We start from the raw sequence: 25,135 nt of genomic DNA, 5'->3' as shown, positions 1-25,135 counted from the left end.
ACAACCAATTAAGGGGCATCATGACGGGTTTCCCCGAGTACCGGGTGGACGGCAGGATCGCGCTGGTCACGGGCGCGGCGCGGGGTCTCGGCCGGGCGATCTCGCTGGCGCTGGCGAACGCCGGCGCCGACGTCGCGCTGGGCCTGCGGGACGCGGCGGCGGACGGCGGGCTGTGCGCCGAGATCGAGCGGATGGGGCGAGCCGCACTGCCGCTGCAGATGGACGTGACCGCCCCCGGCCAGATCGCGGCGGCCGTGCGGAGCGCGCTGGAGCGGTTCGGCAGGATCGACATCCTGGTCAACAACGCGGGCGTCGCGCCCGGCAACCCGGCCGAGGAGGTGACGGAGGAGGACTTCGACCGGACCCTCCAGGTGAATCTGAAGGGCACCTTCCTGACCAGCCAGGCGGTGGGCCGGGCGATGATCGAGCAGGGCTACGGCCGGATGGTGAACGTCGGCTCGCAGGCGGGGGAGGTGGCGCTGCCCGGTGAGTCCGTCTACTGCATGACCAAGGCGGCCATCGCCCACCTCACCCGCTGCCTGGCCGTCGAGTGGGGGCCGCACGGCATCACCGTGAACAACGTCGCCCCCACCTTCATCCGCACGCCCGGCACCGCGCCCGCCCTGTCGGACCCGGCGTTCGAGGCCGACGTGATCGAGCGGATCGCGGCGCTGCACCGCATCGGCGAGCCGATGGACGTCGCGGGCGCTGTCCTCTTCCTCGCCTCACCGGCCGCTTCCCTGGTGACTGGGCACACGCTGGTGATCGACGGCGGCTGGACGGTCCGCTGAGCGGGTGAAGAGCCCCGCGCCCCAGAGCGCGACCGCGATGTAGAGGACCTGCTCGGGGATCCGCTGCCACAGCGGCGACCCGACGTCCTCCAGGCCGAGCTGGGCCGCGTTGACGTTGGCCGGCAGCAACGCCACGAACAGCAGCGCCAGGCAGATCCCGGCGGGCTTGCGGGTGCGCTCCAGCACCAGCCCCACGGCCCCGGCCAGCTCCAGCACCCCGCTCAGGTACACCATGAGGCCGGGGAACGGCACGAACGACGGCACCATGGCCACCATGTCGTCGTAGTTCGGCATGAAGGTCACGTCGCCGGGGACGAAGTGGGCGCTCGCGGTCATGACGAGCATGACCGCGAGGCCGTGGGCGGCACTCACGCGCCAGGTGCCGAACCGGCGCACGCCGGCCAGCCCGAGCAGCCGGAACGCCACGGTGGCGACCAGCAGGACGATGACAGTCACGGGAACCTCCGTTGGATAGCAGAACTACCTAGCTCTACTAGATAACACTGCTATCCAAGGGAGTCAAGCGATTCGGCTCTTCGGGGGTGCCGTGATGCTCACTTTCGAGCCCCAGCCGGTGTAGGTCGTCTCGACCCGGAACCGGCCGTCCCCGACCTCGATGCCGGCGGACACGTGGCTGGCGGCGGGATGCGAGGTGACGAGCCTGCGGGGGAGGTTGTCAGGCCCGAGCGTGAGCTCGTACCGCAGCACCGTCCGGTCGCCCTGGTGGAACGGGAACGACGCCCGGAACCACGGCGACACCTTCGCCAGCACGGCGTAGCTGAGCCGGCCCGCGTACGTGCGGCCCTGTTTCCTGCCCTGGAGCAGGATCTTGAGCGTGGCGGGCTCGGCCGGGTTCACGAGCTGGGAGTAGGTGCCGACCTGACCACCGGTCATGCCGAAGGGGTCCTTCTCGAACGTGCCGCCCTCGGGCGCCTCGCCGACCGGGTGCGTGGTCCAGCTGCTGCCGTTGACCCAGATCGTGCGCCCACCCTTGAGCCCTCGCATGTAGTCGAACATCGCCCCGTCGTACTGCTTGTACGTGGCGGTGATGTCGGAGGCGACGACGCCCTGCTTGCCGAACTGCCACGTCCCCGCGCGCCACAGGAACGCGATCTTCGCCTTGTTCTGCAGCAACGCCGTGACGTCGCGGAACTTCACCCCCTTGCCCGCCCGTAGCTCGGCCCGCAAGGCCCTGACCGGGTCCGCCTGGGCGGGGGTGGCGGCCATGACCGTGGTCATGGCCGCCATGACGGCAACTGCGATCGTCCGCTTCATCGTTTCCCCTTCGTGCGCGGAGTGGATCGCAGATTCTGCCGCCCCGTGATCACGACCTGGTGAACGCGAAGTCCTTGATCCGCAGGTCGCCCTTGAACACCAGGTACACGCTCCCGGTGCCCGCCTTCACCGCGGCGTTCACCGTCCCGTACTGGTAGATCCCGCCGGTCGCGGGCACCTGCACGGTCGCGAGCAGCGCGCCGGTCGGCGAGCCGCGCCGCACCTCGAACGAGCCGCCGCCCACCGAGGCGACCGAGGCGGTCAGCCGCGAGCCCCAGGACGCGCCGGTGTAGGACACCCAGTCGCCCGCCGAGCCCTCGACGACCTCGCCGCGCACCTTGCTCTCGTCGGCGAAGGCGACGCCCGAGTAGTCGTCGAAGTCCATCGCGCGCGTCACCTTGGTCAGGTCGCGCACGGGGACGGTCTCGCCGGACACGCGCAGCGTCGTGGACTGGCGGATCCGGTCGGAGGCGGAGCCGACGAGGAGGTCGTGGGTGGCGTTCTCGACCGTCCACTTGTCGCGGGTGTGGTCCCAGACGGCCAGGTCGGACTTCTTCAGGGTGAAGGTGACCGTCCGCGACTGGCCCGGGTTCAGCGTGACCCGCTGGAAGCCGCGCAGCTGCTTGACGGGCTGCTGGAAGCGGGACTCGCGCTGGTGGGTGTAGAGCTGGACGACCTCGTCGCCCCTGACCCTGCCGGTGTTGGTGACCTTCACGCTCACCCGCTCGCCCTGCGCGCGCAGGCCCTGGTAGGCGAAGGAGGTGTAGCTCAGGCCGTGCCCGAAGGCGTAGAGCGGCTTGTCGTCGCCGTACAGGTAGGTCATGCCGGTCTTGGTCAGGTCGTAGTCGAGCAGGCTCGGCAGCTCGTCGGTGGCCGGCCAGGTCTGGGTGAGCCGGCCGCCCGGGTTGACGTCGCCGAAGAGCACGTCGGCGATGGCGTGGCCGGTCTCGGCGCCCGCGTGGGTGGTCCACAGCAGCGTCGGCGCGTCCACGATCACCGGGTAGCTGGTCTCCAGGACCACCACCGTGCGCGGGTTGGCCTTGCGCACGGCCTCGATCAGCCGCCGCTGGCCCTCGCCGAGCCGCAGGTTGTCGCGGTCGTGGAACTCGCGCCCGGCCACGAACGGGTGGCTGCCCACCACCACGACCGCGACCTCGGCCTTGGCGGCCTGCGCGGCTGCCGCGGCGACGCCGTCGGAGACGACCTCCTTGGCGAACTTCGCGGCCTGCGCCTTGGGCACCAGGCCGAGCGCGCCCTCGGCGGTGATCCCGACGTAGGCGTCGGGCAGCGCGAACCAGCCCTCGACGGTCTCGTACCCGGCGTACCTGATCAGGTGGCTGCCGTCGGCCTGCTTCTCCAGCGCGAACTGCTGGGAGACGTACCAGCCGTCGGGCTCGGCGTCGTCGGTGTCGAGCGAGCGCCAGTCGCCGCCGAGCAGCATGCCGTTGCCCGCGTTGCGCAGCGTGGACACGCCGCCGGTCCAGTCGGTGAGGTCCCACTGCGAGGCCGCGGTGGGTGCGGTGTCGGCGAGCGTCGCGTTGTCGTTCGGGCCGGTGCCGGTGGCGGTGACGTACTTGCCGGAGTCGAGGTGCTTGAGCGCGATGCGCTCCAGCCCCTCGCCGGTGGTCACGCCGGGGACCCGCTCCTTGATCCCGTCCAGCGGCGTCACCTGGTACGGGAGCTGCCCCGAGTACCAGTCACGGTAGAGCTTGGCCGACAGCGGGCCGACCACGGCCGCGGACTTCGGCTTGGCCAGCGGCAGCACCCCGGAGTTCTTCAGCAGCACCGCGGCCTTGCCCGCCGTCTCGCGGTTGAGCCGCTTGTTGGCCTCGCTGTTGATCACGTCGGCGCCGATCTTCTTGTACGGGCCGCCGTCCGGGTCGAAGTGCCCCAGCCTCGTACGGATGCTCAGCACGCTGCGTACCGACTTGTCCACGTCCGCCTCGGTGAGCAGGCCCTGGTCGAGCGCGGCCTTGAGATTGGTCACCATCACGCTGATGTCGCTGTTGTCGATGGTGAAGCTGTCCAGCCCGGCCTTGAGCACCGCGGCGAACGCCTCGGGCTTGTTGTCGTAGTAGTGCTCCAGGTCGGTGAGCGCGTGCGGCCCCCAGGCGTCGCTGGGGTTGTAGAGCGTCTTGTCGGTCCACGACCGCACGACGTCGTTCAGGTCCGGGTTGACGTGGTTGGGCCGCCCGTTGACCAGGTTGTACGACGCCATGACGCCGGTCGCCGCGTCGGCCGAGATCGCCGCCTTGAACGCCGGCTCGTAGTACTCGTGCTTCAGCTTGGGCGTCAGGTTGGAGGAGGTCAGGCTGCGGTTGGTCTCGTTGTTGTAGGCCAGGTAGTGCTTCAGCACGGGCGCGGTCTTCAGGTAGAAGGGGTCGTCACCCTGCAGCCCCTTGCCGTACGCCGTCGAGATGGCGCCGGTCAGCAGCGGGTCCTCGGAGTAGCCCTCCTCGTTGCGGCCCGCCCGCGGGTCGCGCAGCAGGTCCACCACGGGCGCCCACACCTGCAGGCCCCACAGCACCGGGTCCACGGCGTTGTAGCCGCGGGTCTCGTCGCCGACGGCCGAGCCGACCTTCTTGATCAGCGCCGGGTCCCAGGTGCTGGCCAGGCCGAGCGCCTGCGGGAAGACGGTCCCGCTGGCGAACTTCTGGTTCCAGTTGTCATTGAGGTGGTTGGACCAGGCGACGCCGTGCAGGGCCTCGGTGCCGTTCTTGTGGTAGGCGATGCCCAGGCGCGGGATCGCGGGCTGCGACTGGTGCAGCAGACTCAGCTTCTCGTCCAGGGTGAGCCGGCCGAGCAGGTCCTCGACCCGCTGCTCCAGCGGCAGGGCCGGGTTCTGGAAGGGGTAGGTCTCGGCGGCCTGTGCGGGCGCGGAGAGCAGGGACGCAGCGAGGGTTAAAGCCGCTAATAATGGGGTTTTTCGCATTGAGACTCCATCACTTGATGGCGCCGACCGTCACACCTCGGGTCAGCGTGCGCTGGAAGATCAGGAAGAAGGCGATCGCCGGCACGACGCCGAGCAGGGCCGAGGCGCTGGACATGGTGGCGTCCATGTACTTCTCGCCCTGCAGCACGCCGAGCGCGACGGGCACCGTCTGGGTGTCGTTCGAGATAAGGAAGATCAGCGGAAGGAAGAACTCGTTCCAGGTCCAGATGAAGAAGAAGATCAGCAGCACGTTGATCGTGGGCCGGCTGATCGGCACCACGATCCGCCACAGCGAGCGCAGCCGCCCCGCGCCGTCGATCGCCGCCGCCTCCAGGATCTCCTTCGGGAACTGGCCCAGCACCGCGCTCAGCAGGTACGTGCCGAACGCCGCCTGGATCGCGGTCATCACGATGATCACCGAGAGCTGGGTGTCGTACAGGCCGACGCCCTTGGCCAGGTAGTACAGCGGATAGGCCAGGGCCTCCTGCGGCAGCGTGTTGGCCACCAGGAACAGCGCGAGGATCCACACCCGGCCCTGCACCCTGCCGATGCCCAGCGCGTACGCGTTGAGCACCGACAGCACGACCGCCAGCACCGACACGGACGCGCTGATGAGCAAGCTGTTCCAGAGCTTCGTGCCGAACTCCACCCTGTTCCAGAAGTCGACGATCCCCTGGAGGTAGAGCCCGTCGGGCAGGCTCAGCGGCCCCTGTGAGCTGTACTCGGCCGGCGACTTGACCGCGTTCATGCCCACGATCAGGAACGGAAAGATCATCACGACGGCCAGCACGACCAGCGCGAGCAGCACCGCCCAGCGGCCCGGGCCCCTCATGACTCACGCTCCTGGACCCGCAGGAACAGGAACGTCACCACGACGATGATCAGCGCCAGCACCGTGGCGATCGCGGAGCCGTACCCGACGTTGCTCTTCTGGAAGAAGTTCAGGTACGAGAAGTACGACGGCACCATGGTCGCGTTGCCCGGCCCTCCGCGGGTCAGCACGAAGATCGGCCCGAACACCTTCAGCGCGGCGATCGTGCACGTCAGCAGCACGACGAAGATCTCCGGCCGGATCTGCGGGATCGTGATGTGCCAGAACTTGGCCCACCACGAGGCCCCGTCGATCTCGGCGGCCTCGTAGTAGGACGGGTCCACGCGCTGCAGCCCGGCCATGAAGATGACGACCGGGTAGCCGAGCTGGAACCAGACCATCACCCCCATGACCGTGGCCAGCGCCAGGTCGGGGTCGCCGAGCCAGTCGAGGTCCAACCCGAAGATCTGGTTGACCGCGCCGTACGACGGGTGCAGCATCCAGCCCCACACCACGCCGGCCACCGCCACCGGCAGCACCTGCGGCAGGTAGTACATCGCGCGCAGCGCCGAGGCGGTGCGCGCGCCGAACCGCTTGCCGATGTAGTCGAACAGCGCCGCCGCCAGCACGAGGCCGATCATGGTCGGCACGACGGCCATGGCCACGATCAGCCCCACATTGTGCTGGAACGACTCCCAGAACCGCTCGTCGGCCAGCAGCCTGGTGTAGTTGTCGAGCCCGATCCACCGGGGCGTGCCCACCCCCGACCAGCGGGTGAAGCTGGCGCCCACGTTCATCAGGAACGGCACGACGATGACGGCCAGGAACAGCAGCAGGCTGGGGATCAGATAGAGCCAGTAGCCCCGTCTGCCGCTCGTGCGAACGCTCATCTAGTTACCAAGGTCGGCGAGGTTGTCCTCGTACGGCTTGGCGAGGTCGTCCAGCACCTGGGCCGAGGTCTTGCTGCCGTTGATGAGCTCCTGGACCCCCGCCACCAGCACGTCGTAGTAGCCGGGCGCGGGCCAGTCGGGGTAGAAGGCCAGCCCGTCGGCGGTGGTCAGCTTGTTGAAGGTCTCGATGAGCTCCTTGCTCTTGGCGTCGGTGATCGCGGCCGGGTCCGCGGCCACGGGCACACCGCCGGAGTTGCCGAGCAGGTTCTGGATCTCCTTGCTCATCGTGATGTCGATGAAGTCGTAGGCCAGGTCCTTGTTCTCCGACTTCTCGGGCACGACCCAGATGTTGCCGCTCGAACCGGGCGACATCGTGGCACCGGGGAACAGGAAGTGCCCCCACTCGAAGTCCTTGATCTCGGAGGCGAAGCGGCCGTACCACCAGCTTCCGGAGATCATGACGGGGAACTTGCCGTTCATGAACGCCACGCCCATGTCCTCGGCCTTCAGACCGGAGGAGTTCTTGGCGAGGTAGCCCTTCTTCACCCAGTCGGCGAAGGTGTCGGCGCCGTAGGTGAACTCGGGGCCGTGGAAGTCGACCTTGCCCTTGTAGGACTGGAACGCCTCCAGCCACGGCTTCTGCGCCTTGGTGAGCGCGAGCTGGTAGAAGATCTGCTGCGCCGGGTACTCGGCGCCGGCGTTGGAGATGGGCGTCACGCCGGCCTTGACGAAGGTGTCGAGCGCGGCCGTGAACTCCTCGAACGTGGCCGGCACCGCGACCTTGTGCTTGTCGAAGAGCTCCTTGTTGTAATAGACCATCACGAACTCGCCGTAGTTCGGCACGCCGAACCACTTGCCGGAGCCCATCACGCCCCGGTCGTCGTACTTGGCGGTGGTCTGCAGGCCGCCGGGCAGCAGCTTGTCCCAGCCGCGCTTGGCGGCCTCCTCGCTCAGGTCGGTGAGCAGGCCCTGCTTGGACAGCAGCCCGGCCGTGGCGTTGCCCTTGTTGTACTCCATGATGTCGGGCGCCTCGTCGGAGTTCAGCACCATGCTGGCCGTCTTCTGGATCTGCTCGAAGCCCTTCTCCTCGAACTTGACGGTCACGTTCGGGTGCGACGCCTCGAACTTCTTGATCGCCTCGGCCCACGCCTTGCCCATGGCGCTGTCGGCCGTCTCGTAGTGCCACAGCTTCAGCACGCGCGGCTCGGTGCCGGCCGGGCTGGGGGTGCCCGAGTCTCCTCCCGAGCCGCACGCCGACAGGGCGAGCGCGGCGGCGGCCAGCACCGCCACGCCTCTCATTCTGACCATGATCCCTCCAGGGGGTGTTACGAGATGACGGCCCGCGCGGGAGCTCCGGCCACCGGGGCGAGCTCCACCCCGGTGACGCGCTTCGGGCCGGTGACGGCGACACGCAGCTCCTCGCCGTCCCTGGTGGCGGCGGCGACCGTCACGCCGTCCGCGTCGTGGATTTCGACGGTGACCTCGACAGGCCCGTCGCCGCCCCCGAAGGCGACGAGGGCGATCTCGGCCGGCACGTCCACCGTGTCCCGCTGCTCCTGGACGGGGATGAGCGCGCCGTGCCGGACGAACAGGGGGATCTGGTCGAGCGGCTTGCTGACCGTGACGTAACGGGCGCCCTCCAGCACCTCGTACGTCCAGTAGTCCACCCACAGGCCGCGCGGCAGGTACACCTGGCGGGTGCCCTCCGGTGCGGTCATGGGGGCGACGAGGAGGTCGCGGCCGAGCAGGTACTCAAGGTCCGCCTGCCAGGCCACCGGGTCGTCCGGGTGGTCCACGCACAGCGCCCGCATCATCGGCGCGCCGGTCCGCGCGGCCTCGACGGCCGCCGAGTACAGGTAGGGCATCAGCCGGTAGCGCAGCTTGAGCGCGGCCACGGCCGCCGCCTCGACCTCGGGGAACTCCCACGGCTCCCGGGTCGTGGTGCCGTGCAGGCGCAGCAGCGGGGACAGCGCGCCGAACTGGCTCCAGCGCACGTACAGGTCGTCGGTGGGGCGCCCGGTGAAGCCACCGGCGTCGTGGCTCCAGAACGGCACGCCGGACAGGCCGTGCGCGAGCCCGCCCCTGATCGTGCTGCCCATGGCGGCGTAGCTGGTGTAGGTGTCGCCGCCCCACTGGGCGCTGTGGCGCTGCCCGCCCAGGTACGACGAGCGCGCCCAGACCAGGTCGTGCCCGTTGACCTCGCGGGTGACCCCGGCGACCACGTCGTTGAACAGCAGCGTGTAGACGTTGTGCAGGTCGGCGCCGGTCATCCCGTTGTGCGCCACGGCGTCGCTCGGCACGCCCTCGGCGAAGTCGGTCTTGAAGACGGCCACGCCCTGCCGCAGCAGCGGGCGCAGCAGGCCCTGGAACCACTCGACGGCGGCCGGGTTGGTGAAGTCGACGATCCCGCAGGCGGGGAACGAGCCGTGCCAGCAGTCGGCGACGTACACCTGCCCCGCCTGATTCCTCAGGAAGTAGCCGGCGTCGGCGGCCTCCCGGAACGTGGGGCTCAGGTGGGAGATGTAGGGGTTCATCCACAGGCAGACCTTGAACCCCATCCCGTCCAGCTCGGCCAGCATGCCGTCCGGGTCGGGGAAGTTCACGGCGTCCCACTTCAGCTCCGACCAGTGCCCGTCGGCCTGCCAGTAGGTGTCCAGGTGCAGCACGTCGCACGGGATGCCGCGCTCCCTGATCGTGCGCGCCCTGGCCAGCACCCGCTCCTGGCTGTCCACGCAGAACCCGGAGGAGATCCACGTCCCGAACGCCCACTTCGGCGGCAGCGACGGCCGGCAGGTCAGCCGGTCGTAACGGTCCAGGATCTCGGGCGGCGTCGGCCCGGCGAGCACGTAGTAGTCGAGCACGTCGTCCGGTACCACGATCTGCACCGCGCTGTGCGTGGACTGGCACACGTCGAACTCGATGGGCGCGCCGCTGTCCACGAGCACGCCGTAGCCTCTGCTGGACAGGTAGAGGGGCACGTTCTTGTACGCCCGCTGCGACTCGGCCCCGAAGGCGTCGAAGTTCCACATGACCGGGCGCTGGCCGCGCTTGTCCAGCCGGGTGAACGACTCGCCGAACCCGGAGAACGCCTCGTCGGGGGCGGCGACGAAGCTCTCGTGATAGGCCACGGGCGTACCGGCCGAGCTGGAGCGCCCGAAGGGCAGCGTCCGCAGCCGGCCGCTGATGTCGATGTGCCCCCTGTCCTGCTCGACCAGCGTCCGCCCCGCCGCGTCGGTGAAGCGCAGCTGCCACGGGTGCAGGCTGATCTCGGCGCGCAGCGAGCCGGCGTCGACCACGATCGGCGCGCCCGGTGCCGCCTCGGCCCGTGCCCCTGAGTACGTGCCGGGCGACACCAGCCCGATGGCGCGCTCGGAGCGCGGCCTGGCGGTCGCGTCCTCCGACAGCCTGACCCTGATGATCCCCTCGCCCGCCGCGCCGACCTGCACGACCAGCGTCTCCTCCGCCGAGGTGACGGCCTTGAGCAGTACCTCGGCGCCGTCGGCCGCGACCAGTTCGGCGGAGATGAGCGCCGACAGGCCGCCCTCGCCCCGCTCACGGACCGGCAACTCGGGCGGGTCGGCGACGAAGTACTCGTGCGCGACCAGCGGCGGGCGATAGGGCATGGATGCTCCTTCAGAACGGCTGCGCCAACTCGTGAATTAGTTTGCTGTCCATACCAACAAACGTCAACGGGGTTACCATGCTCTGACGACCGGTATGAGGGAGGACGGCCCGGGATGAACGAGATCGCCGACCGCTACCGCAGGCGAGCCGCCGCGGTAGAGGACAAGATCGCCGCCGTGCGGCCCGAGCAGTGGGCGAACCCGTCGCCGTGCGCACGATGGACCGCCCGTGACGTCGTCAGGCACCTCGTCGACATGCACGGCGTGATGCTGCGCCCGCTGGGCCTGGCGCTCAGCCCGGCGCCGTCGGTGGACGACGACCCGCTGGCGGCCTTCCGCGCCGCGCGCGCGGACGTACAGGCGATCCTGGACGACCCCGCCCGCGCGGCGCGGGAGTGCGACACCCCCGCCGGGCGCGTCACGGCGGAGCGGAACATCGACCAGGTGGTCAGCGACGACCTGCCGCTGCACGGCTGGGACCTGGCCCGCGCCACCGGGCAGGACGACACGATCCACCCCGAGGACGTCGAGCGCGGCTGGGCGGCCATGGGCGCGCTGCCGCCCGACCTGCTGGCCACGTTCAGGACACCGGGCGCGTTCGGGCCCGGCGTGGAGGTGTTCGGGCCCGAGGTGAAGGTCGGCGAGGACGCCTCACCTCAGGACCGGCTGCTCGCCTTCATCGGGCGAGACCCCGGATGGCAGCCCTAGATCGACACCCCGGGCTGCATGAGCCGCCGCGCCGCCTCGGTGATCGACCCCGACAACGACGGGTAGACCGCGAACGTGTGCGCGAGCTGGTCCACTGTCAGGCGCTGCTGCACCGCCACCGACACGGCCAGGATGAGCTCCGAGGCCCGGGGCGCCACCACCACGCCGCCCAGCACGATGCCGGTGTGCGGGCGGCAGAACAGCTTCACGAACCCGTCGTTGAAGCCCTGCATCTTGGCCCGCGCGTTGGTGGCCAGCGGCAGCTTGACCACGTTCGCCTCGATCTCACCGGCCTCGATGGCCCGCTGGGCGACACCGACCGCCGCGATCTCGGGGTCGGTGAAGATGTTGGAGGCGACGGTGGCCAGCCGCAGCGGCTGCACGGCCTCGCCCAGCGCGTGCCACACCGCGATCCGGCCCTGCATGGCGGCGACGGAGGCGAGCATCAGCACGCCCGTGCAGTCGCCGGCCGCGTACACGCCGGGCGCCGACGTGCGCGACACCTTGTCGACCTTGACGAAGCCGCTCCGGTCGAGCTGCACCCCGGCCTCCTCCAGGCCGATGCCCGAGGTGTTGGGGATCATGCCGACCGTCATCAGCGCGTGCGAGCCCTCGGCCGTGCGCCCGTCCTCCAGCGTCACGACCACCCCGTCGGCGGTGCGCTTGACGGACGAGGCCCGCGAGCGGCCCATGACGTTCATCCCGCGCCGCCGATAGACCTCCTCCAGCACCTCGGCACCGTCGGCGTCCTCGTTGGGCATCATCCGGTCACGGCTGGACACCAGCGTGACCTCTGCCCCGAGCGACCGGTAGGCGCCCGCGAACTCGGCCCCCGTCACCCCGGACCCCACCACGATCAGGTGCTCGGGCAGCTCCTCCAGGTCGTAGAGCTGGCGCCAGGTGAGGATGCGCTCGCCGTCGGGCTCGGCCCCCGGCAGCACCCGCGGCGTCGCACCCGTCGCCACCAGCACCACGTCGGCCCTGATCGTCCGGTCGCCGGCCTTGACCACCTGCGGGTCCACCAGCCGCCCGCGCGCCTTGATGATCTCCACGCCCTCGGCCTCGACCCGCGTCGCGATGTCGGCCGACTGCGCCTGCGCCAGCTCCTTGACGCGCTTGTTGACCAGCGGCAGGTCGACCCCCACCACGCCGGCGTCGCCGTCGGACCCGCCGGAGAACGACACGCCCAGGGACGCGGCGTCGAGCAGCGCCTGCTTGCGCACGGAGGTCGCGATCAGCGTCTTGGACGGCACGCAGTCGGTGAGCACGCACGCGCCCCCTGGGCCGTCCTGCTCGACCATCGTGACTTGCGCGCCTAGCTGAGCGGCCACCAGCGCCGCCTCGTAGCCGCCTGGTCCGCCACCGATGATCACGATCCTCGTCACGTGTCCATTCTCCCGCACCTGCCAGACGAAGCGACAACGGGGCCGTACTGCTCGGCGCGCTGGTCGCTGAGGTCGCCAGGGTACGGGCCGGGATCGAGGCGCGCACCTCCCGGGACAACCTGATCGAGATCACCGAAACCGCCGTGCTGACAGACGGGAACATCGCGGCGGACGGCCACGACCCCGCGCGCCGGACCCAGCGGCGCCGCATGATCAGACAGGCGTTCCAGTCGATCCGTACCAGGCGTGCCACCGGCGCACACGGCCGGCGCCCCGCCTTCGATCCCGCGCGGGTGCTCCTGGAGCTGACACGACGCCCCGCCGCCCGATGCGATGGAACGGCGGGGCCCCCAGGCGTGGCAGGATGGCGCGGGTAGCTGGATGACGAGTGGCACCCGGCGGGAGGGGTGGATCGTGGCGTGGGCTTCGGACCGTTCGGGCAAGCCGAGTGATCTCAGACTGTACGGCGCGTACGGCACCAACATGGACCCCGAGCAGATGGCGATGCGCGCCCCCCACTCACCGATCTGGGGCGTGGGATGGCTGCCGGGCTGGCGCCTGACGTTCGGCGGCATGGACCTCGCCTGGGAGGGCGCGGTCGCCACGATCGTCGAGGATCCCGACGAGCACGTGTTCGTGGTGCTCTACGACGTGCCCGACTGGGAGGAGACCTCGCTCGACCAGTGGGAGGGCGCGGTGCGCGGCGCCTACCACAAGGTGCGGCTGCGGGTGCAGACCCTGGAGGGCGAGGTCGTGGCCTGGTTCTACGTGCTCGACGGCTACGAGGGCGGCCTGCCCTCGGCCCGCTACCTGGGCAGCCTGGCCGAGGCGGCCGAGCGCGCGGGCGCCCCCGACGACTACGTCAAGGAGCTGCGGGAGCGCCCCTGCAACTCGTTCGGCGGCTGAGCGGAGCTAGCGCAGCGGCTGGTCCTTGGTCTCCTTCAGGACGAACAGGTAGACCAGCGTCGAGACCAGCGCCAGCGCCGACATGTACCACGGGAAGAGCCCGGGGTTCTCCGCCTCCTGCAGCGCGGTGCCGATCAGCGGCGCGGTGCCGCCGAAGAGGGCCACGGTCAGCGAGTACGGGAACCCGGCCCCCGCCGCCCGCACCCGGGTGGGGAACAGCTCGGAGTTCACCGCGGCCGAGATCGAGGTGAAGCAGCCGAGGAAGACCATGCCGACGAGCTGCACGATCAGCAGGCTGGCGTAGGAGTCGGTGAGCAGGCCGAGCAGCGGCACGGGCAGGATGAGGAACCCGAGGCCGAACGTGATCAGCATCGGCTTGCGCCCCACCCGGTCCGACAACATGCCGAGCAGCGGCTGCAGGATCATGAAGAAGACCAGCGAGATCGTGCCGATCTGCAGCGAGTCGGCCTTGTCGAAGCCCACGGTGATCTGCGCGTAGGTGGGCAGGAAGCTGGTCCACGTGTAGTACGCGACGGTGCCGGCGATCGTGATGCCCACGATCGTGGCCGCCGACCTCGGGTAGTGCTTGAGGAAGTCGAACAGCTTGGGCCGCTCGGCCTCGCCGCGCCTGATCTCCTCCGCCACGGCCGAGGTCTCGTCGGCGCCCTTGCGGATCCACAGGCCGACGAGGCTGAGCACGGCGCCCACGAAGAACGGGACGCGCCAGCCCCAGGAGCTCATGTCGGCCTCGACGAGGCTGGTGGCCAGCAGTGCGGCCAGGCCGGAGGCGATGAGCTGGCCGATGGTGGTGCTGACGTACTGGAAACTGGAGAACAGGCCGCGGCGGCCGGGCGGGGCCGACTCCACCAGGAACGTGGTCGCGGCGGCGAACTCACCGCCCACCGACAGGCCCTGGATGAGCCTGGCCAGGGTGAGGATGATCGGCGCCAGCAGGCCGACGGCCGCGTAGGTCGGGGTCAGGCCGACGAGCAGGGAGCCGGCGCCCATCAGCACGATCGTGAACGTCATCGCGTTCTTGCGGCCGTACCGGTCGGCGAAGGCGCCGACGAGCAGGCCGCCGAGCGGGCGCATGAAGAAGCCGACCGCGAAGACGGCGAACGAGCTCAGCAGCGGTACCAGGCTGTTGGCAGAGCCCTTCGGGAAGACCTGCTCGGAGAAGTAGACAGCGAGGAAGGTGTAGGCGTACCAGTCGTACCACTCCACGACGTTGCCGATGCTGGCCGCCATGAGCTGACGGACGCGGCTCTTCGGGATGCCGAGTGGTGATTGAGCCAGGGGGGAGGTCGCCACGTGGGCTCCTTTGCTGACAAGTGCGGTGATGGCCTACTGTGCATTCGGGCGACCGAAACAGTCAAATATTCTTGGAAATATTTAACTTCCCGACAATGAGACGGGTGCAGGTGGACGTTCTCGACCAGCGGCTCGTGGCCGCGCTGCAAGTCAGCCCCCGCGCGTCGTGGGGTGAGATCGGCCGGGCCGTCGGCGAGCACGAGCGCACCGTCGCCCGGCGGCTGCAGCGGCTGATCGCCGACGGGGTCGTCCGCGTCACCGCCATCTACGACGACCTGCGTACCGGGCACGGGCGGCCGGTCCACCTGCACGTCCAGGTGCGGCCCGGCACGGCGGCGCAGGTGGCCAAGGCGCTGGCCGACCGGCCCGACACGCGCTCGGTCTACTCGCTCACCGGGGCGGCCGACCTCGGCTGCGAGCTGGTCTCGCCCTCCAGGGAGGACCTGCACCGCATCCTGTCCTCGCAGATCTCCGACATCGACGGCGTGCTGCAGACGCAGACCCAGGTCGTGCTGCACACGTTCAGGACCGTGGCCGAGTGGCACGCCCCGTACCTGACCGAGGGGGAGGTGGCCGAGCTGCGGCCGGACCCGCCGGTCGGCGGCCTGCCCGACGAGGAGGGGCTCTCACCCCTGGAGCAGGAGATCGCCGACCTGCTCACCGCCGACGGCCGGATCGCGTTCACCGCCGTCGCCGAGCGGCTCGACATCTCGGTGCCGACCGCGCGCAGGCGCGTCACCTCGCTCATCGAGCGGCGGCTGCTGCTGCCCAGGGCCGAGGTGGAGCCGGCGCTGCTCGGCCTGGAGGTGGAGGCCATGCTCTGGCTGAAGGTCCGCCCGCACGGCCTCGACCTGGTCGGCCAGGAACTGGCCGCACACCCCAGCGTCCGTTACTGCGCCGCCACAACGGGCACGCACTCCCTCATCGTGCAGGTCGTGGCGGCGCACGAGGCGGCGCTCTACCGTTTCATGACCGGCGTCGTCGGCCGGTACGACGAGATCACCGACGTCGACCTCACGCTCATCACCCGCGCCTACAAGCGCGGCCACCTCCACAAGTCCGGACTGCTCACACTGGAGAGAACACCATGACCCCTGCTCCGACCCCAGCTTCGAGCGCTGCTTCGAGCGCTGCTTCGAGCGCTGCCGAGAAGGAAGTGGCCGACCTGTGCGTGGAGCTGATCCGCGTCGACAGCAGCAACTACGGCGACGGCAGCGGCCCCGGCGAGCGGGCCGCGGCCGAGGTCGTCATGTCGCGGCTGTCCGAGGTCGGGATCGAGGCCACGTACGTCGAGAGCGAGCCGGGCCGCGGCAACGTGATCACCCGCATCGAGGGCACCGACCCGTCGCTGCCCGCCCTGCTCGTGCACGGCCACCTGGACGTGGTGCCGGCCAACGCCGACGACTGGTCGGTGGACCCGTTCGGGGGCGAGATCCGCGACGGCTACATCTGGGGCCGCGGCGCCGTGGACATGAAGGACATGGACGCGATGATGCTGGCCGTGCTGCGCCAGATCAAGCGCGAGGGCCGCAGGCCGCGCCGTGACCTCGTCTTCGCCTGGGTGGCCGACGAGGAGGCCGGCGGCGTGTACGGCGCCAAGTACCTCACGGCGCACCACCCCGAGCTGTTCGAGGGCGTGACCGAGGCGATCAGCGAGGTCGGCGGCTACTCGCTGGAGGTGGACCCGTCGCTGCGGCTCTACCTCATCGAGACGGCCCAGAAGGGCCTGGCCTGGATGAAGCTGATCGCCGACGGCACGGCCGGCCACGGCTCGATGCTGAACGACGACAACGCCGTCACCGAGGTCGCCAAGGCCGTCGCCAGGATCGGCGGCCACGACTGGCCGCTCACCTACACCCCGACGGTGCGCCGCTTCCTCACCGAGGTCGCCGACGCGTTCGGCATCCCGTTCGACGAGAACGACCCGCAGCCGATCCTCGACCAGATCGGGCCGCTGGTGCGCTTCGTCGGCGCGACCCTGCGCAACACCACCAACCCGACGCAGCTCGGCGCCGGCTACAAGTCGAACGTCATCCCCGGCCAGGCCACGGCCGTGGTGGACGGGCGGTTCCTGCCGGGGTTCGAGGAGGAGTTCTTCAAGACCGTCGACGGGCTGCTCGGGCCGAAGGTGCGGCGCGAGTTCATCCACCATGACATCGCGCTGGAGACCTCGTTCGACGGGGCGCTGGTGGAGTCGATGATCGCGGCGCTGAAGGAGGAGGACCCGGCGGCGCGGGCGATCCCCTACTGCATGTCCGGTGGCACCGACAACAAGACGTTCTTCGCCGACCTGGGGGTGCGCGGGTTCGGGTTCGTGCCGCTGCGGCTGCCGGCCGACATGGACTTCGCCGCGATGTTCCACGGCGTGGACGAGCGGGTGCCGGTGGACGCGCTGCAGTTCGGGGTGCGGGTTCTGGACAGGCTGCTCCTAAACTACTGAAGGTGAGCAAAGACGCGTACACCCTGGCCAGTGAGGCCGCCGCGGCGCTGCGCAGCGCCGCGGGCCTCGACACCTTCGATGTGGCCCTCGTCATGGGGTCGGGGTGGGTGCCCGCCGCCGACGCGATCGGTGAGACGGTGCGGGAGATCCCGTTCACCGACCTGCCCGGTTTCCGCGCGCCCGCCGTCGCGGGCCACGGCGGCAAGATCCGCGTCGTCCGCACCTCCGCCGGGCGGCACGCGCTGATCCTCCTCGGGCGCACCCATCTGTACGAAGGGCTCGGGGTGGACGCGGTCGTGCACGGCGTACGCACCGCGGCGGCGGCCGGTGTGCGCACGCTCGTGCTCACCAACGCGGCCGGCGGCCTGCGGCCCGAGACGCAGAGCGTCGGCGACCCGGTCCTGATCAGCGACCACATCAACCTGACCGGGGCCAACCCGATCACCGGCACCACGTTCATCGACCTCACCGAGGTCTACTCGCGGCGCCTGCGCACGCTGGTCCGCGAGATCGACCCGGCCCTGGCCGAGGGCGTCTACGTGGCCTTCCGCGGCCCCACCTACGAGACGCCGGCCGAGATCCGCATGCTGCGCACGCTGGGCGGCGACCTGGTCGGCATGTCCACCGTGCTGGAGTCCATCGCGGCCCGCGAGGCGGGGCTGGAGGTGCTCGGCATCTCACTGGTGACCAACCCGGGGGCGGGCCTGTCGGGCGAGCCGCTCAACCACGAGGAGGTCCTGGAGGTGGGCCGCGCCACGGCCGCCCGCATGGGCGTGCTGCTGGCCAAGGTGGTGGACCGGCTGTGAGCGGCGTCGGCGACGAACCGGCCGCGGAGGTCCTCCTGGAGGCCGCGCGCGCGTGGCTGGCGCAGGACCCCGACCCCGACACCCGCGCCGAGCTGTCGGCGCTGATCGACGCCGCGGACCTGGCCGCACTGGAGGACCGCTTCGGCGCGAAGCTGGAGTTCGGCACGGCGGGCCTGCGCGGCGAGCTGGGCGCCGGCCCCAACCGGATGAACCGCGTCACCGTCATGCGCGCCGCCGCCGGCCTGGCCGCCGTGCTCGGCCCGGGCAAGCACGTGGTCATCGGCTACGACGCCCGGCACAAGTCCGACGTGTTCGCCCGCGACACGGCCGCCGTGCTGACGGGCGCGGGCCTGCACGCCTCGCTGCTGCCGCAGCCGCTGCCCACGCCGGTGCTGGCCTTCGCCGTCCGCCACCTCGACGCCGACGCCGGCGTGACGGTCACCGCCAGCCACAACCCGCCGCGCGACAACGGCTACAAGGTCTACTGGGGCGACGGCTCCCAGATCACGCCGCCGATCGACGGCGAGATCTCGGCCGCCATCGACGCCGTGGGCCGGGTGGACGAGCTGCCGCTGCACGGCCCCGGCACGCTGACCGAGCTGGGCGAGGGCATCGTCGACGACTACCTCGCCGCCGTGACCGCCCTGCCCCTCGGCGACGCCCGCGACCTGCGCGTGGCCTACACCCCGCTGCACGGGGTCGGCGCGGCCACCCTCACCGACGCCTTCCTGCGCGCCGGCTTCGAGTGCCCGATGGCGGTCGAGGAGCAGCGCAACCCCGACCCCGACTTCCCCACGGTGGCCTTCCCCAACCCGGAGGAGCCGGGCGCCATGGACCTGGCGGTCGCCCTGGCCGCCAAGCTGGACGCCGACCTGGTGCTGGCCAACGACCCCGACGCCGACAGATGCGCGGTGGGCGTCCCGCTGCCGGGGGGCGGCGTCCGCATGCTGACCGGCGACGAGGTCGGCGGCCTGCTGGCCGAGCACGTCATCACGCACACCAGCGGCGACCGCATGGTGGCCACCACCATCGTCTCCTCCTCCCTCCTCGGCAAGATCGCCCACCGGCACGGCGTCCGGTACGGCGAGACGCTCACCGGCTTCAAGTGGATCATCAAGGCCGGCCCCGGCCTGGTCTTCGGCTACGAGGAGGCCCTCGGCTACAGCATCGGCGCCGACGGCGGCCTCCCGGTCAGGGACAAGGACGGCATCGGCGCGGCCCTGACGGTGGCGGCCATCGCGGCGACGGCCAAGCGCGACGGCCGCACGCTCCTGGACCTCCTCGACGACCAGGCCCGCCGCTACGGCCTGCACGCGACGGCCCAGCTGTCGTTCCGCGTGGCCGACCTCGCGCTGATCACCGCCGCCATGACCCGCCTGCGCGCCGACCGCACCCCGGCCTTGGGCGGCCTGGCGGTGGAGCGGGTGGACGACCTGGCGCGCGGCGACGGCGGCCTGCCGCCCACCGACGGCCTGCGGTACCGGCTGGCGGACGACGCCCGCGTGGTGGTGCGCCCGTCGGGCACCGAGCCCAAGCTGAAGTGTTACCTGGAGGTGGTCGTCCCGGTCACGGGCACGCCCGCGGCGGCCAGGGCGGTGGCTGAGGAGCGGCTGGCCGCCTTGAAGTCCGATGTGGGCGCCCGCCTGGGTCTGTGATGTGCGCGTCGCGAGACGCCCGGACGTGGTGCCACCACAGCCGGTGGTCTCATTCGTGAGACCAGGCCCTCCCGGCCCGCCGCCTGCCCGACGACACCGGCGCGATCGGCGGCTGCTGGACCCGCACCAACCACCCCGAGATCGACCTGGTCGGCGCCGACCGCCCGGCGCCAAGAAGATCACCTTCGTCGGCTCCGTCGCCCGCCAGCGGCCGGCACGTCACCGGTGTCACCCCCATCACCCCCGACCACCTCCTGGACCTCTGGCGCTGAGCCGCCGCCCAGCGCCAGAGCCCTCCGTCAGGCCAGGCGGAACTGCAGCTCGGTGTCCCACTTGTGCAGGTCAGGCTCCACCCGCGGGTCCGTCTGGAACAGCTCCAGGCGGCACCCCCAGTGCTCGGCCCCGTCCCGCTCCGCCATGTCCCACGTCAGCCCCTGCTCCTTGCCCCACTGCAGCAGCGCCTCGATGGCGCCGAAGAGCTGGTCGGGGTGGCCGTGGTGGGTGACGGTGGCGTAGCGGCCGGCGGGCAGGACGGCGGCGAAGCGGTCGCCCTCGCCCTCCACCGGCGCCGGCACCGGGATCCCCGCCTGCACCACCAGCCGGTCGGCTGCCAGGTCGATGCTCTCGTAGCGCAGGAACGGCGCCCCCGCCGGGTACGTGCCGCGTTCGGCCAGCCAGCCGATGATCTCCCCGATGCGGTCCGCGACCAGCCCGAAGGTGGTCATGGTGATGGTGCGGCGCACCCCGACGTACGGGCGCTCGGGAAGTTCGATGATCTGTGGCATGTTTCCTCCTTCACCCCTCAGTACGGAGCGCGGCCCCGAAACTCATCGGCAGCCCGAAGAACGGGAACAAGCCGGGATCGAGATACGTGGTCTCGCCCGCGATCAACCCACCGGAGACCTCCAGCACGACCAGGGCGAACGGCTGCCCGTCGCTGTCGTACTGGCCGAAGGCCGGGCAGCCGTTGGCCCGCGTCGGGATCAGGCGGGAGCCCGCGCACGGCGCGCCGGAGGCGAGCAGGATCGCGCGGACGGCCTCCCGGCCCCGCAGCCACCAGGTGAACGGCGGCATGGACGTGGTGGCGTCCTCGTGCAGCAGCGAGACGAGCGCGTCCACGTCGTAGCGCTCGAACGCCGTCACGTACCGGTCGAGCAGGGCCTCGTCCACCTCGGCGTCGAGCGGCGCCACCGCGGGGAGCCTGGTGCGCGCCCGCTGGAGCGCGCTGTTGACGGAGGTGACCGTGGTGGCCAGCAGGGCGGCCGTCTCGGCGGCGCTCCACTTCAGCACGTCGCGCAAGATCAGGACGGCCCGCTGCCGGGGCGGCAGGTGCTGCAGGGCCGCCACGAACGCCAGCCGCACCGTCTCGCGCGTCACCGCCAGGTCGGCCGGGTCGAGGACCCTGGCGTCGGGGACGGGCTGGATCCAGCGGCTCTCCGGCAGCGGCTCGCCCAGGGCGGCCCCTGGCGTGGCGGCGGGGCCCAGGTCCATGGCGCGGGCCCGGCGCTGGGGGCCCCGGAGCAGGTCCAGGCAGGCGTTCGTGGCCAGGTGGAACAGCCAGGGGCGCAGCGGCCCGCGCGCCGGGTCGTAGGTCCGCCAGGCGCGGACGAACGCCTCCTGCACGGCGTCCTCGGCCTCGAAACCGGAGCCGAGCATGCGGTAGCAGTAGCCCGTCAGCTCGGCGCGGTGCCGCTCCAGGTCCGCCCCCAGGTCCGTGCTCAGCACGGAATCACCTCGATCTGCAGCTCTGTGACCCATTCGTCCCTGACGCAGGGTACGTGCAGGCTGATCTCCCTGGCCAGGTCGCGGGAGCGGTAGCCGTTGTCCTCGATCCAGTGCGCCAGCACCTGGAAGGTGGACCACGCCGACTCCATCGCCCCGTGGTGGATGATCGTGGCGGCCGTCTCGATGGCCGGCAGGTCCACCACGTCGAAGCCGTACGGGCCGGGCGCCACGCTCACCGGCAGGCAGGCGTGCACCATGACCGAGCCGTCGTCCTCCTGGAGGTAGTGGGCGATGCCGGGACCGGCGGCCCGGACGCAGGCGCTCGCCAGCCGCCGGCACAGCTCGTCGAACAGCGGCGTGATGACCGGCCCGATGTGCTCGGGCTCGTAGCCGGCCGCCCTGGCGGCGAGCTGCGCGACGCGCGTGCGGGGCACGCTCTTGAGCAGCGCCTCCGCCGCGGGCATCTGCCCCTCGGTCTCGATCGTACGCAGCCGCGCCTCGACGTTGCGCAGCCTGGCCAGGTCGGCGCTGATCCTGGCCTCCAGCTCGGCCCGGCGCAGGCGCACCATGCCGTGCAGCTCCGCCGTGCTGACCTGCTCGTCGAGGATGGCCCTGACCTGCTCCAGCGTGAAGCCCAGGTCCTTGATCGCGACGATGCGGTTGAGCCTGGCGAGCTGGTCGGCCTGGTAGGACCGGTAGCCGGAGACCGGGTCCACGTGCGCGGGCCGCAGCAGGCCGATGGCGTCGTAGTGGCGGAGCATGCGTACGGACACCAGCCCCAGCCTGGCGAACTCTCCGATGCTGAACATGTCCTTCCCCGGTGTAGAGGCTGACACGGTGTCAGAGTCCACTATGGCGATTTTTCGCGCTTCGGGGTACCGTCTTGGACATAACGGGCAACCGAACGTTCGGTAGGAGCATGATCCAGGACCTCACCGACCGCGACACCGACGCCGGCCTGCGGATCAGGACGGCGGCCGTGCTGCTGTTCGCCCGCCAGGGGTACGCGGCCACCGGCATCAGAGACCTCGGCAAGGCGGTCAACCTGACCAACGCCGGCATCTACCACCACGTCACCAGCAAGGAAGCCCTGCTGGCCGATCTCATGCGGGTCGCCCAGCGCGGCCTCATCGCCTCCACCGAGCGCCTGCTCGCCCCGCACCGCCGCCCCGCCGACCGCCTGTCCCTGCTCATCAGCTCACTGACCGCCGTGCACGCCCGCAACCCCATGACCACCCGCGTCATGGACGGCGAGCTGCGCTCGCTCACCCCGGGCTCCGCCGCCCTCGACGAGATCATCGCCCTGCGCGACGCGTACGAGGCCCACTGGAAGGACGCGCTGGCCGACGGCGTGGCCGAGGGCAGCTTCCACGTCGCCGACGAGAGGCTGACCCGGCTCGCCCTGATGTCCATGTGCACCGGCACCAGCGAGTGGTACCGCCCCGACGGGCGCTCCACGCTGGAGCAGGTGTGCGCCGAGTTCGTCGCCATCGGCCTGGCCGCCGTCCGCGCCCCGTCCGGGACGCCCGTCGCGACCGCCGACCTCTCCCTGCTGCCCGAATACCCGTGGGAGCCGCTGGATGACCGAGACGATCCCCGACCTGATGAGGCACGCCGCTAGCACGTACGGCGCACGCGAGTTCCTCCGCTTCCCCGACACCTTCCCTGACACCTCCGCCGCCGCCTCCCCTGACGCCTCCCCCGGCGCCTCCCCTGGCATCTCCCTCACCTTCGCCGAGGCCGACCAGCGCTCGGACCGGCTGGCCGGCGCCCTGATCGACAAGGGCGTGCGCCCCGGCGACCGGGTGGCGATCATGCTGGACAACGTGCCCGGCTGGCCGCTGAGCTGGCTGGCCGTGCTCAAGGCGGGCGCGGTCACGGTGCCGGTGAACGTCCGCTACCGGGCCGCCGACCTGGAGCACGTCCTGCGCGACTCGGGCGCCGTGGCCACGATCACCACCGGTGAGCACGCCCCGCACGTCCCCGGCACCGTGCACCTCCTCGACGCGTTACAGGACGGCCCGCCCCGGCCCACCCCGCCGGCGGCCCCCGACGATGTGGCGAATTTTCAGTACACGTCGGGCACTACGGGGTTTCCCAAGGCCTGCATGCTCAGCCACGACTACTGGCTGAGGACCGCCCGCATCGCCGCCGGGCAGGTCGGCCTGCGCGACGACGACGTCATGATGATCGCCCAGCCGTACTCGTACATGGACCCCCAGTGGGTCACCCTGCTCTGCCTGATGGGCGGCATCCCCCTGGTGGTGCTCCCCCGCTTCTCCGCCTCCGGGTTCTGGGCCTCGGCCAGGGAGCACGGCGTGACGCTCACGTACGTGCTGGGCACCATGCCCCTCCTGCTGCACAAGCAGCCGCCGCACCCGTGCGACCGCGACAACCGCATGCGCGTGGTGCTCTGCTCGGGCATCCAGCCCGCCCTGCACGCCGCGTTCGAGGAGCGCTGGGGGGCGCCGTGGCGCGAGCTGTACGGCTCCACGGAGAGCGGCCCCGACCTGATCTCGCCCCTCGACGACACCGGCACGGTCGGCACCGGCGCGCTGGGCGTCGCCCCGCCGGGCAAGGAGGTCACGCTCGACGGCGAGACCGGCGAGATCCTGGTCAGAGGCGTCCCCATGATGCAGGGCTACTGGAACCACCCGGAGGCCACCGCCCACGCCTTCAGAGGCGGCTGGTACCACACCGGCGACCTGGGCGTCCGCGACGAGCACGGCCGCCTGCGGCACGCCGGGCGGATCAAGGACATGGTGCGCAGGGGCGGCGAGAACATCTCCTGCGCGGAGGTGGAGCACGTGCTGGCCCAGCACCCGGCGGTGCTGTCCGCGGCTCTGGTCCCCATCCCCGACGACCTGTGGGGCGAGGTGCCGAAGGCGTTCCTCCAGCTCCGTCCCGGTCACGCGGCCGGCAGGGACACCGCCTTGAGCGTGATCGCGCACGCCAGGCAGCGCCTGGCCCGCTTCAAGATCCCGGCGTACGTGGAGTTCGTCGAGGAGTTCGCGCTGACCCCCTCGGCCCGCATCGAGAAGCGCCACCTGCTCAGCCCAGGGCGCGACCAGCGCGCCGCCCCCGCCATCCCGATCCCCGAGCCCGCCAAGGAGCAGCGATGATCGACGTGACCGTACGCGACGAGGTGGCCCTGATCACGCTCGCCCGCCCAGCGAAGCTCAACGCCCTCACCGCGGCCATGCGCGCGGAACTGGCGGCGGCCGTCCGCGAGCACGGCAAGGACACCCGGGGCATCGTGGTCACCGGCACCGGCCGGGCGTTCTCCGCCGGCGAGGACCTCGACCAGGCCGTCGGCCGGTCGCTGGTCGAGGAGGTGGCGCTGTTCCACGACATGACCAGGGCCGTCCTGGAGACGCGCGTGCCGGTGGTGGCGGCGGTCAACGGGCTGGCCGTGGGCGGGGCCGCCGAATGGACGCTCTGCTTCGACGCCCGCCTCGGCACCCCGGCGGCCGAGTACTTCTTCCCCGAGAACCACCTCGGCCTGTCGATCTCCAACGCCGCGAGCTACCTGCTGCCCCGGCTCGTCGGCGGCAGGGCGCTGCGGCTGGTGCTCGACTCGACGCGGATGAGCGCGGCCGACGCCCTGGCCGTGGGCCTGCTCGACGAGATCGTGCCCGGGCCGGAGCTGGTGGAGGCGGCGATCGCCCGCGTGCGCCGCTGGAGCGCCGCCGGCGCCGCCACCGCCGTGCACCTGGCCCTGCTGCGGCCCTCGCTGGCGGAGGTGGAGCGGGCCTTCCTGGCGGAGACGGAGGCGGCCGAGCAGGTGGAGGCGTCGGGCCTCGCCCAGGCCGGCGTGACCGCGTTCGTCAACAGGAGCAGGAGCCCGGGCCGGCGCTAGCGACCGGCGCGCCGGAAA

General features: G+C 71.1%; 22 protein-coding genes. 10 read left to right on the top strand and 12 right to left on the bottom strand.

Annotated elements, in window-relative coordinates; all coding sequences use genetic code 11:
- Positions 1-20: 20 nt before the first annotated feature.
- Complete coding sequence (locus tag LCN96_RS05785) at positions 21-791, top strand: SDR family NAD(P)-dependent oxidoreductase (RefSeq protein ID WP_225271531.1); 771 nt, start codon at positions 21-23, stop codon at positions 789-791.
- Here LCN96_RS05785 and LCN96_RS05780 read toward each other — a convergent pair.
- The 7 genes from LCN96_RS05780 to LCN96_RS05750 all read right to left on the bottom strand — a co-directional run bounded on the left by LCN96_RS05780 (position 726) and on the right by LCN96_RS05750 (position 10,322).
- The gene (locus tag LCN96_RS05780; protein WP_225271530.1) at positions 726-1,247 is read right to left on the bottom strand and encodes a DoxX family protein; all 522 of its coding nucleotides are present in this window, start codon (positions 1,245-1,247) and stop codon (positions 726-728) included. The genes LCN96_RS05785 and LCN96_RS05780 overlap by 66 nt on opposite strands.
- 63 nt (positions 1,248-1,310) lie before the next feature.
- Positions 1,311-2,066 carry a hypothetical protein gene (locus LCN96_RS05775; RefSeq protein ID WP_225271529.1) on the bottom strand — a complete coding sequence of 252 codons (756 nt, stop codon included), beginning with the start codon at positions 2,064-2,066 and terminating at the stop codon, positions 1,311-1,313.
- Positions 2,067-2,115: 49 nt separating this feature from the next.
- Positions 2,116-4,998 (bottom strand): glycoside hydrolase family 3 C-terminal domain-containing protein, encoded by a 2,883-nt coding sequence (locus tag LCN96_RS05770; RefSeq protein WP_225271528.1) that lies wholly within the window; start codon positions 4,996-4,998, stop codon positions 2,116-2,118.
- Between the two features lie 10 nt (positions 4,999-5,008).
- The gene (locus LCN96_RS05765; protein ID WP_225271527.1) at positions 5,009-5,830 is read right to left on the bottom strand and encodes a carbohydrate ABC transporter permease; all 822 of its coding nucleotides are present in this window, start codon (positions 5,828-5,830) and stop codon (positions 5,009-5,011) included.
- Entirely contained in the window at positions 5,827-6,699 is an 873-nt protein-coding gene (locus LCN96_RS05760; RefSeq protein WP_225271526.1) for a carbohydrate ABC transporter permease, read from the bottom strand. Before LCN96_RS05760 ends, LCN96_RS05765 begins: the two co-directional genes overlap by 4 nt.
- Positions 6,700-8,007 carry an ABC transporter substrate-binding protein gene (locus LCN96_RS05755; RefSeq protein WP_225271525.1) on the bottom strand — a complete coding sequence of 436 codons (1,308 nt, stop codon included), beginning with the start codon at positions 8,005-8,007 and terminating at the stop codon, positions 6,700-6,702.
- 17 nt (positions 8,008-8,024) lie between these two features.
- Positions 8,025-10,322, bottom strand: a complete 2,298-nt coding sequence (locus LCN96_RS05750; RefSeq protein ID WP_225271524.1) for a TIM-barrel domain-containing protein — start codon at positions 10,320-10,322, stop codon at positions 8,025-8,027.
- 114 nt (positions 10,323-10,436) lie between these two features.
- On the opposite strand from LCN96_RS05750, the gene LCN96_RS05745 reads away from it, so the two are divergent.
- Positions 10,437-11,030, top strand: a complete 594-nt coding sequence (locus LCN96_RS05745) for a TIGR03086 family metal-binding protein (protein WP_225271523.1) — start codon at positions 10,437-10,439, stop codon at positions 11,028-11,030.
- On the opposite strand, the gene LCN96_RS05740 is transcribed toward LCN96_RS05745, so the two are convergent.
- Positions 11,027-12,415: an NAD(P)H-quinone dehydrogenase gene (locus LCN96_RS05740; RefSeq protein ID WP_225271522.1), complete on the bottom strand. Its 1,389-nt coding sequence runs from the start codon at positions 12,413-12,415 to the stop codon at positions 11,027-11,029. The genes LCN96_RS05745 and LCN96_RS05740 overlap by 4 nt on opposite strands.
- A 381-nt stretch (positions 12,416-12,796) precedes the next feature.
- Here LCN96_RS05740 and LCN96_RS05735 point away from each other — a divergent pair, with 381 nt between their 5' ends.
- The gene (locus LCN96_RS05735) at positions 12,797-13,321 is read left to right on the top strand and encodes a gamma-glutamylcyclotransferase (protein ID WP_263657439.1); all 525 of its coding nucleotides are present in this window, start codon (positions 12,797-12,799) and stop codon (positions 13,319-13,321) included.
- A 6-nt stretch (positions 13,322-13,327) separates the two neighbouring features.
- Here LCN96_RS05735 and LCN96_RS05730 read toward each other — a convergent pair whose 3' ends face one another.
- Positions 13,328-14,632: an MFS transporter gene (locus tag LCN96_RS05730; protein ID WP_225271521.1), complete on the bottom strand. Its 1,305-nt coding sequence runs from the start codon at positions 14,630-14,632 to the stop codon at positions 13,328-13,330.
- A 95-nt stretch (positions 14,633-14,727) separates the two neighbouring features.
- Here LCN96_RS05730 and LCN96_RS05725 point away from each other — a divergent pair, with 95 nt between their 5' ends.
- The 4 genes from LCN96_RS05725 to LCN96_RS05710 are packed head-to-tail and all read left to right on the top strand — an operon-like array spanning position 14,728 to position 19,533.
- A complete protein-coding gene (locus LCN96_RS05725; RefSeq protein WP_225271520.1) occupies positions 14,728-15,723 on the top strand; it encodes an Lrp/AsnC family transcriptional regulator in 996 nt (331 codons plus the stop codon).
- The gene (locus LCN96_RS05720) at positions 15,720-17,072 is read left to right on the top strand and encodes a M20/M25/M40 family metallo-hydrolase (RefSeq protein WP_225271519.1); all 1,353 of its coding nucleotides are present in this window, start codon (positions 15,720-15,722) and stop codon (positions 17,070-17,072) included. The genes LCN96_RS05725 and LCN96_RS05720 overlap by 4 nt, the downstream gene beginning before the upstream one ends.
- Positions 17,073-17,074: 2 nt before the next feature.
- Positions 17,075-17,878, top strand: coding sequence for a purine-nucleoside phosphorylase (locus LCN96_RS05715; protein WP_225271518.1), 804 nt, complete (start codon positions 17,075-17,077; stop codon positions 17,876-17,878).
- Positions 17,875-19,533 carry a phospho-sugar mutase gene (locus tag LCN96_RS05710; protein WP_225271517.1) on the top strand — a complete coding sequence of 553 codons (1,659 nt, stop codon included), beginning with the start codon at positions 17,875-17,877 and terminating at the stop codon, positions 19,531-19,533. Before LCN96_RS05715 ends, LCN96_RS05710 begins: the two co-directional genes overlap by 4 nt.
- Positions 19,534-19,832: 299 nt before the next feature.
- On the opposite strand, the gene LCN96_RS05705 is transcribed toward LCN96_RS05710, so the two are convergent.
- From LCN96_RS05705 to LCN96_RS05695, 3 genes are read right to left on the bottom strand one after another with little or no spacing between them, the layout of a single operon-like run.
- Positions 19,833-20,318 (bottom strand): GyrI-like domain-containing protein, encoded by a 486-nt coding sequence (locus LCN96_RS05705; protein WP_225271516.1) that lies wholly within the window; start codon positions 20,316-20,318, stop codon positions 19,833-19,835.
- A gap of 10 nt (positions 20,319-20,328) precedes the next feature.
- On the bottom strand, positions 20,329-21,258 hold the full coding sequence (locus tag LCN96_RS05700) for a sigma-70 family RNA polymerase sigma factor (protein WP_263657438.1): 930 nt from the start codon (positions 21,256-21,258) through the stop codon (positions 20,329-20,331).
- Positions 21,252-22,067 (bottom strand): MerR family transcriptional regulator, encoded by an 816-nt coding sequence (locus tag LCN96_RS05695; protein WP_225271514.1) that lies wholly within the window; start codon positions 22,065-22,067, stop codon positions 21,252-21,254. The genes LCN96_RS05700 and LCN96_RS05695 overlap by 7 nt, the downstream gene beginning before the upstream one ends.
- A gap of 110 nt (positions 22,068-22,177) precedes the next feature.
- Between LCN96_RS05695 and LCN96_RS05690 the strand changes: the two genes are divergently transcribed.
- From LCN96_RS05690 to LCN96_RS05680, 3 genes are read left to right on the top strand one after another with little or no spacing between them, the layout of a single operon-like run.
- Entirely contained in the window at positions 22,178-22,879 is a 702-nt protein-coding gene (locus LCN96_RS05690) for a TetR/AcrR family transcriptional regulator (RefSeq protein WP_225271513.1), read from the top strand.
- Positions 22,839-24,380 (top strand): AMP-binding protein, encoded by a 1,542-nt coding sequence (locus LCN96_RS05685; RefSeq protein ID WP_225271512.1) that lies wholly within the window; start codon positions 22,839-22,841, stop codon positions 24,378-24,380. The genes LCN96_RS05690 and LCN96_RS05685 overlap by 41 nt, the downstream gene beginning before the upstream one ends.
- Positions 24,377-25,117 carry an enoyl-CoA hydratase/isomerase family protein gene (locus LCN96_RS05680; RefSeq protein WP_225271511.1) on the top strand — a complete coding sequence of 247 codons (741 nt, stop codon included), beginning with the start codon at positions 24,377-24,379 and terminating at the stop codon, positions 25,115-25,117. Before LCN96_RS05685 ends, LCN96_RS05680 begins: the two co-directional genes overlap by 4 nt.
- Positions 25,118-25,135: the final 18 nt, after the last annotated feature.

The organism is Nonomuraea gerenzanensis, from assembly GCF_020215645.1.
Lineage (GTDB): Bacteria > Actinomycetota > Actinomycetes > Streptosporangiales > Streptosporangiaceae > Nonomuraea > Nonomuraea gerenzanensis.
Note: the sequence above shows the minus strand (reverse complement) of the source record. Positions and strands in the feature narration are given on the sequence as shown.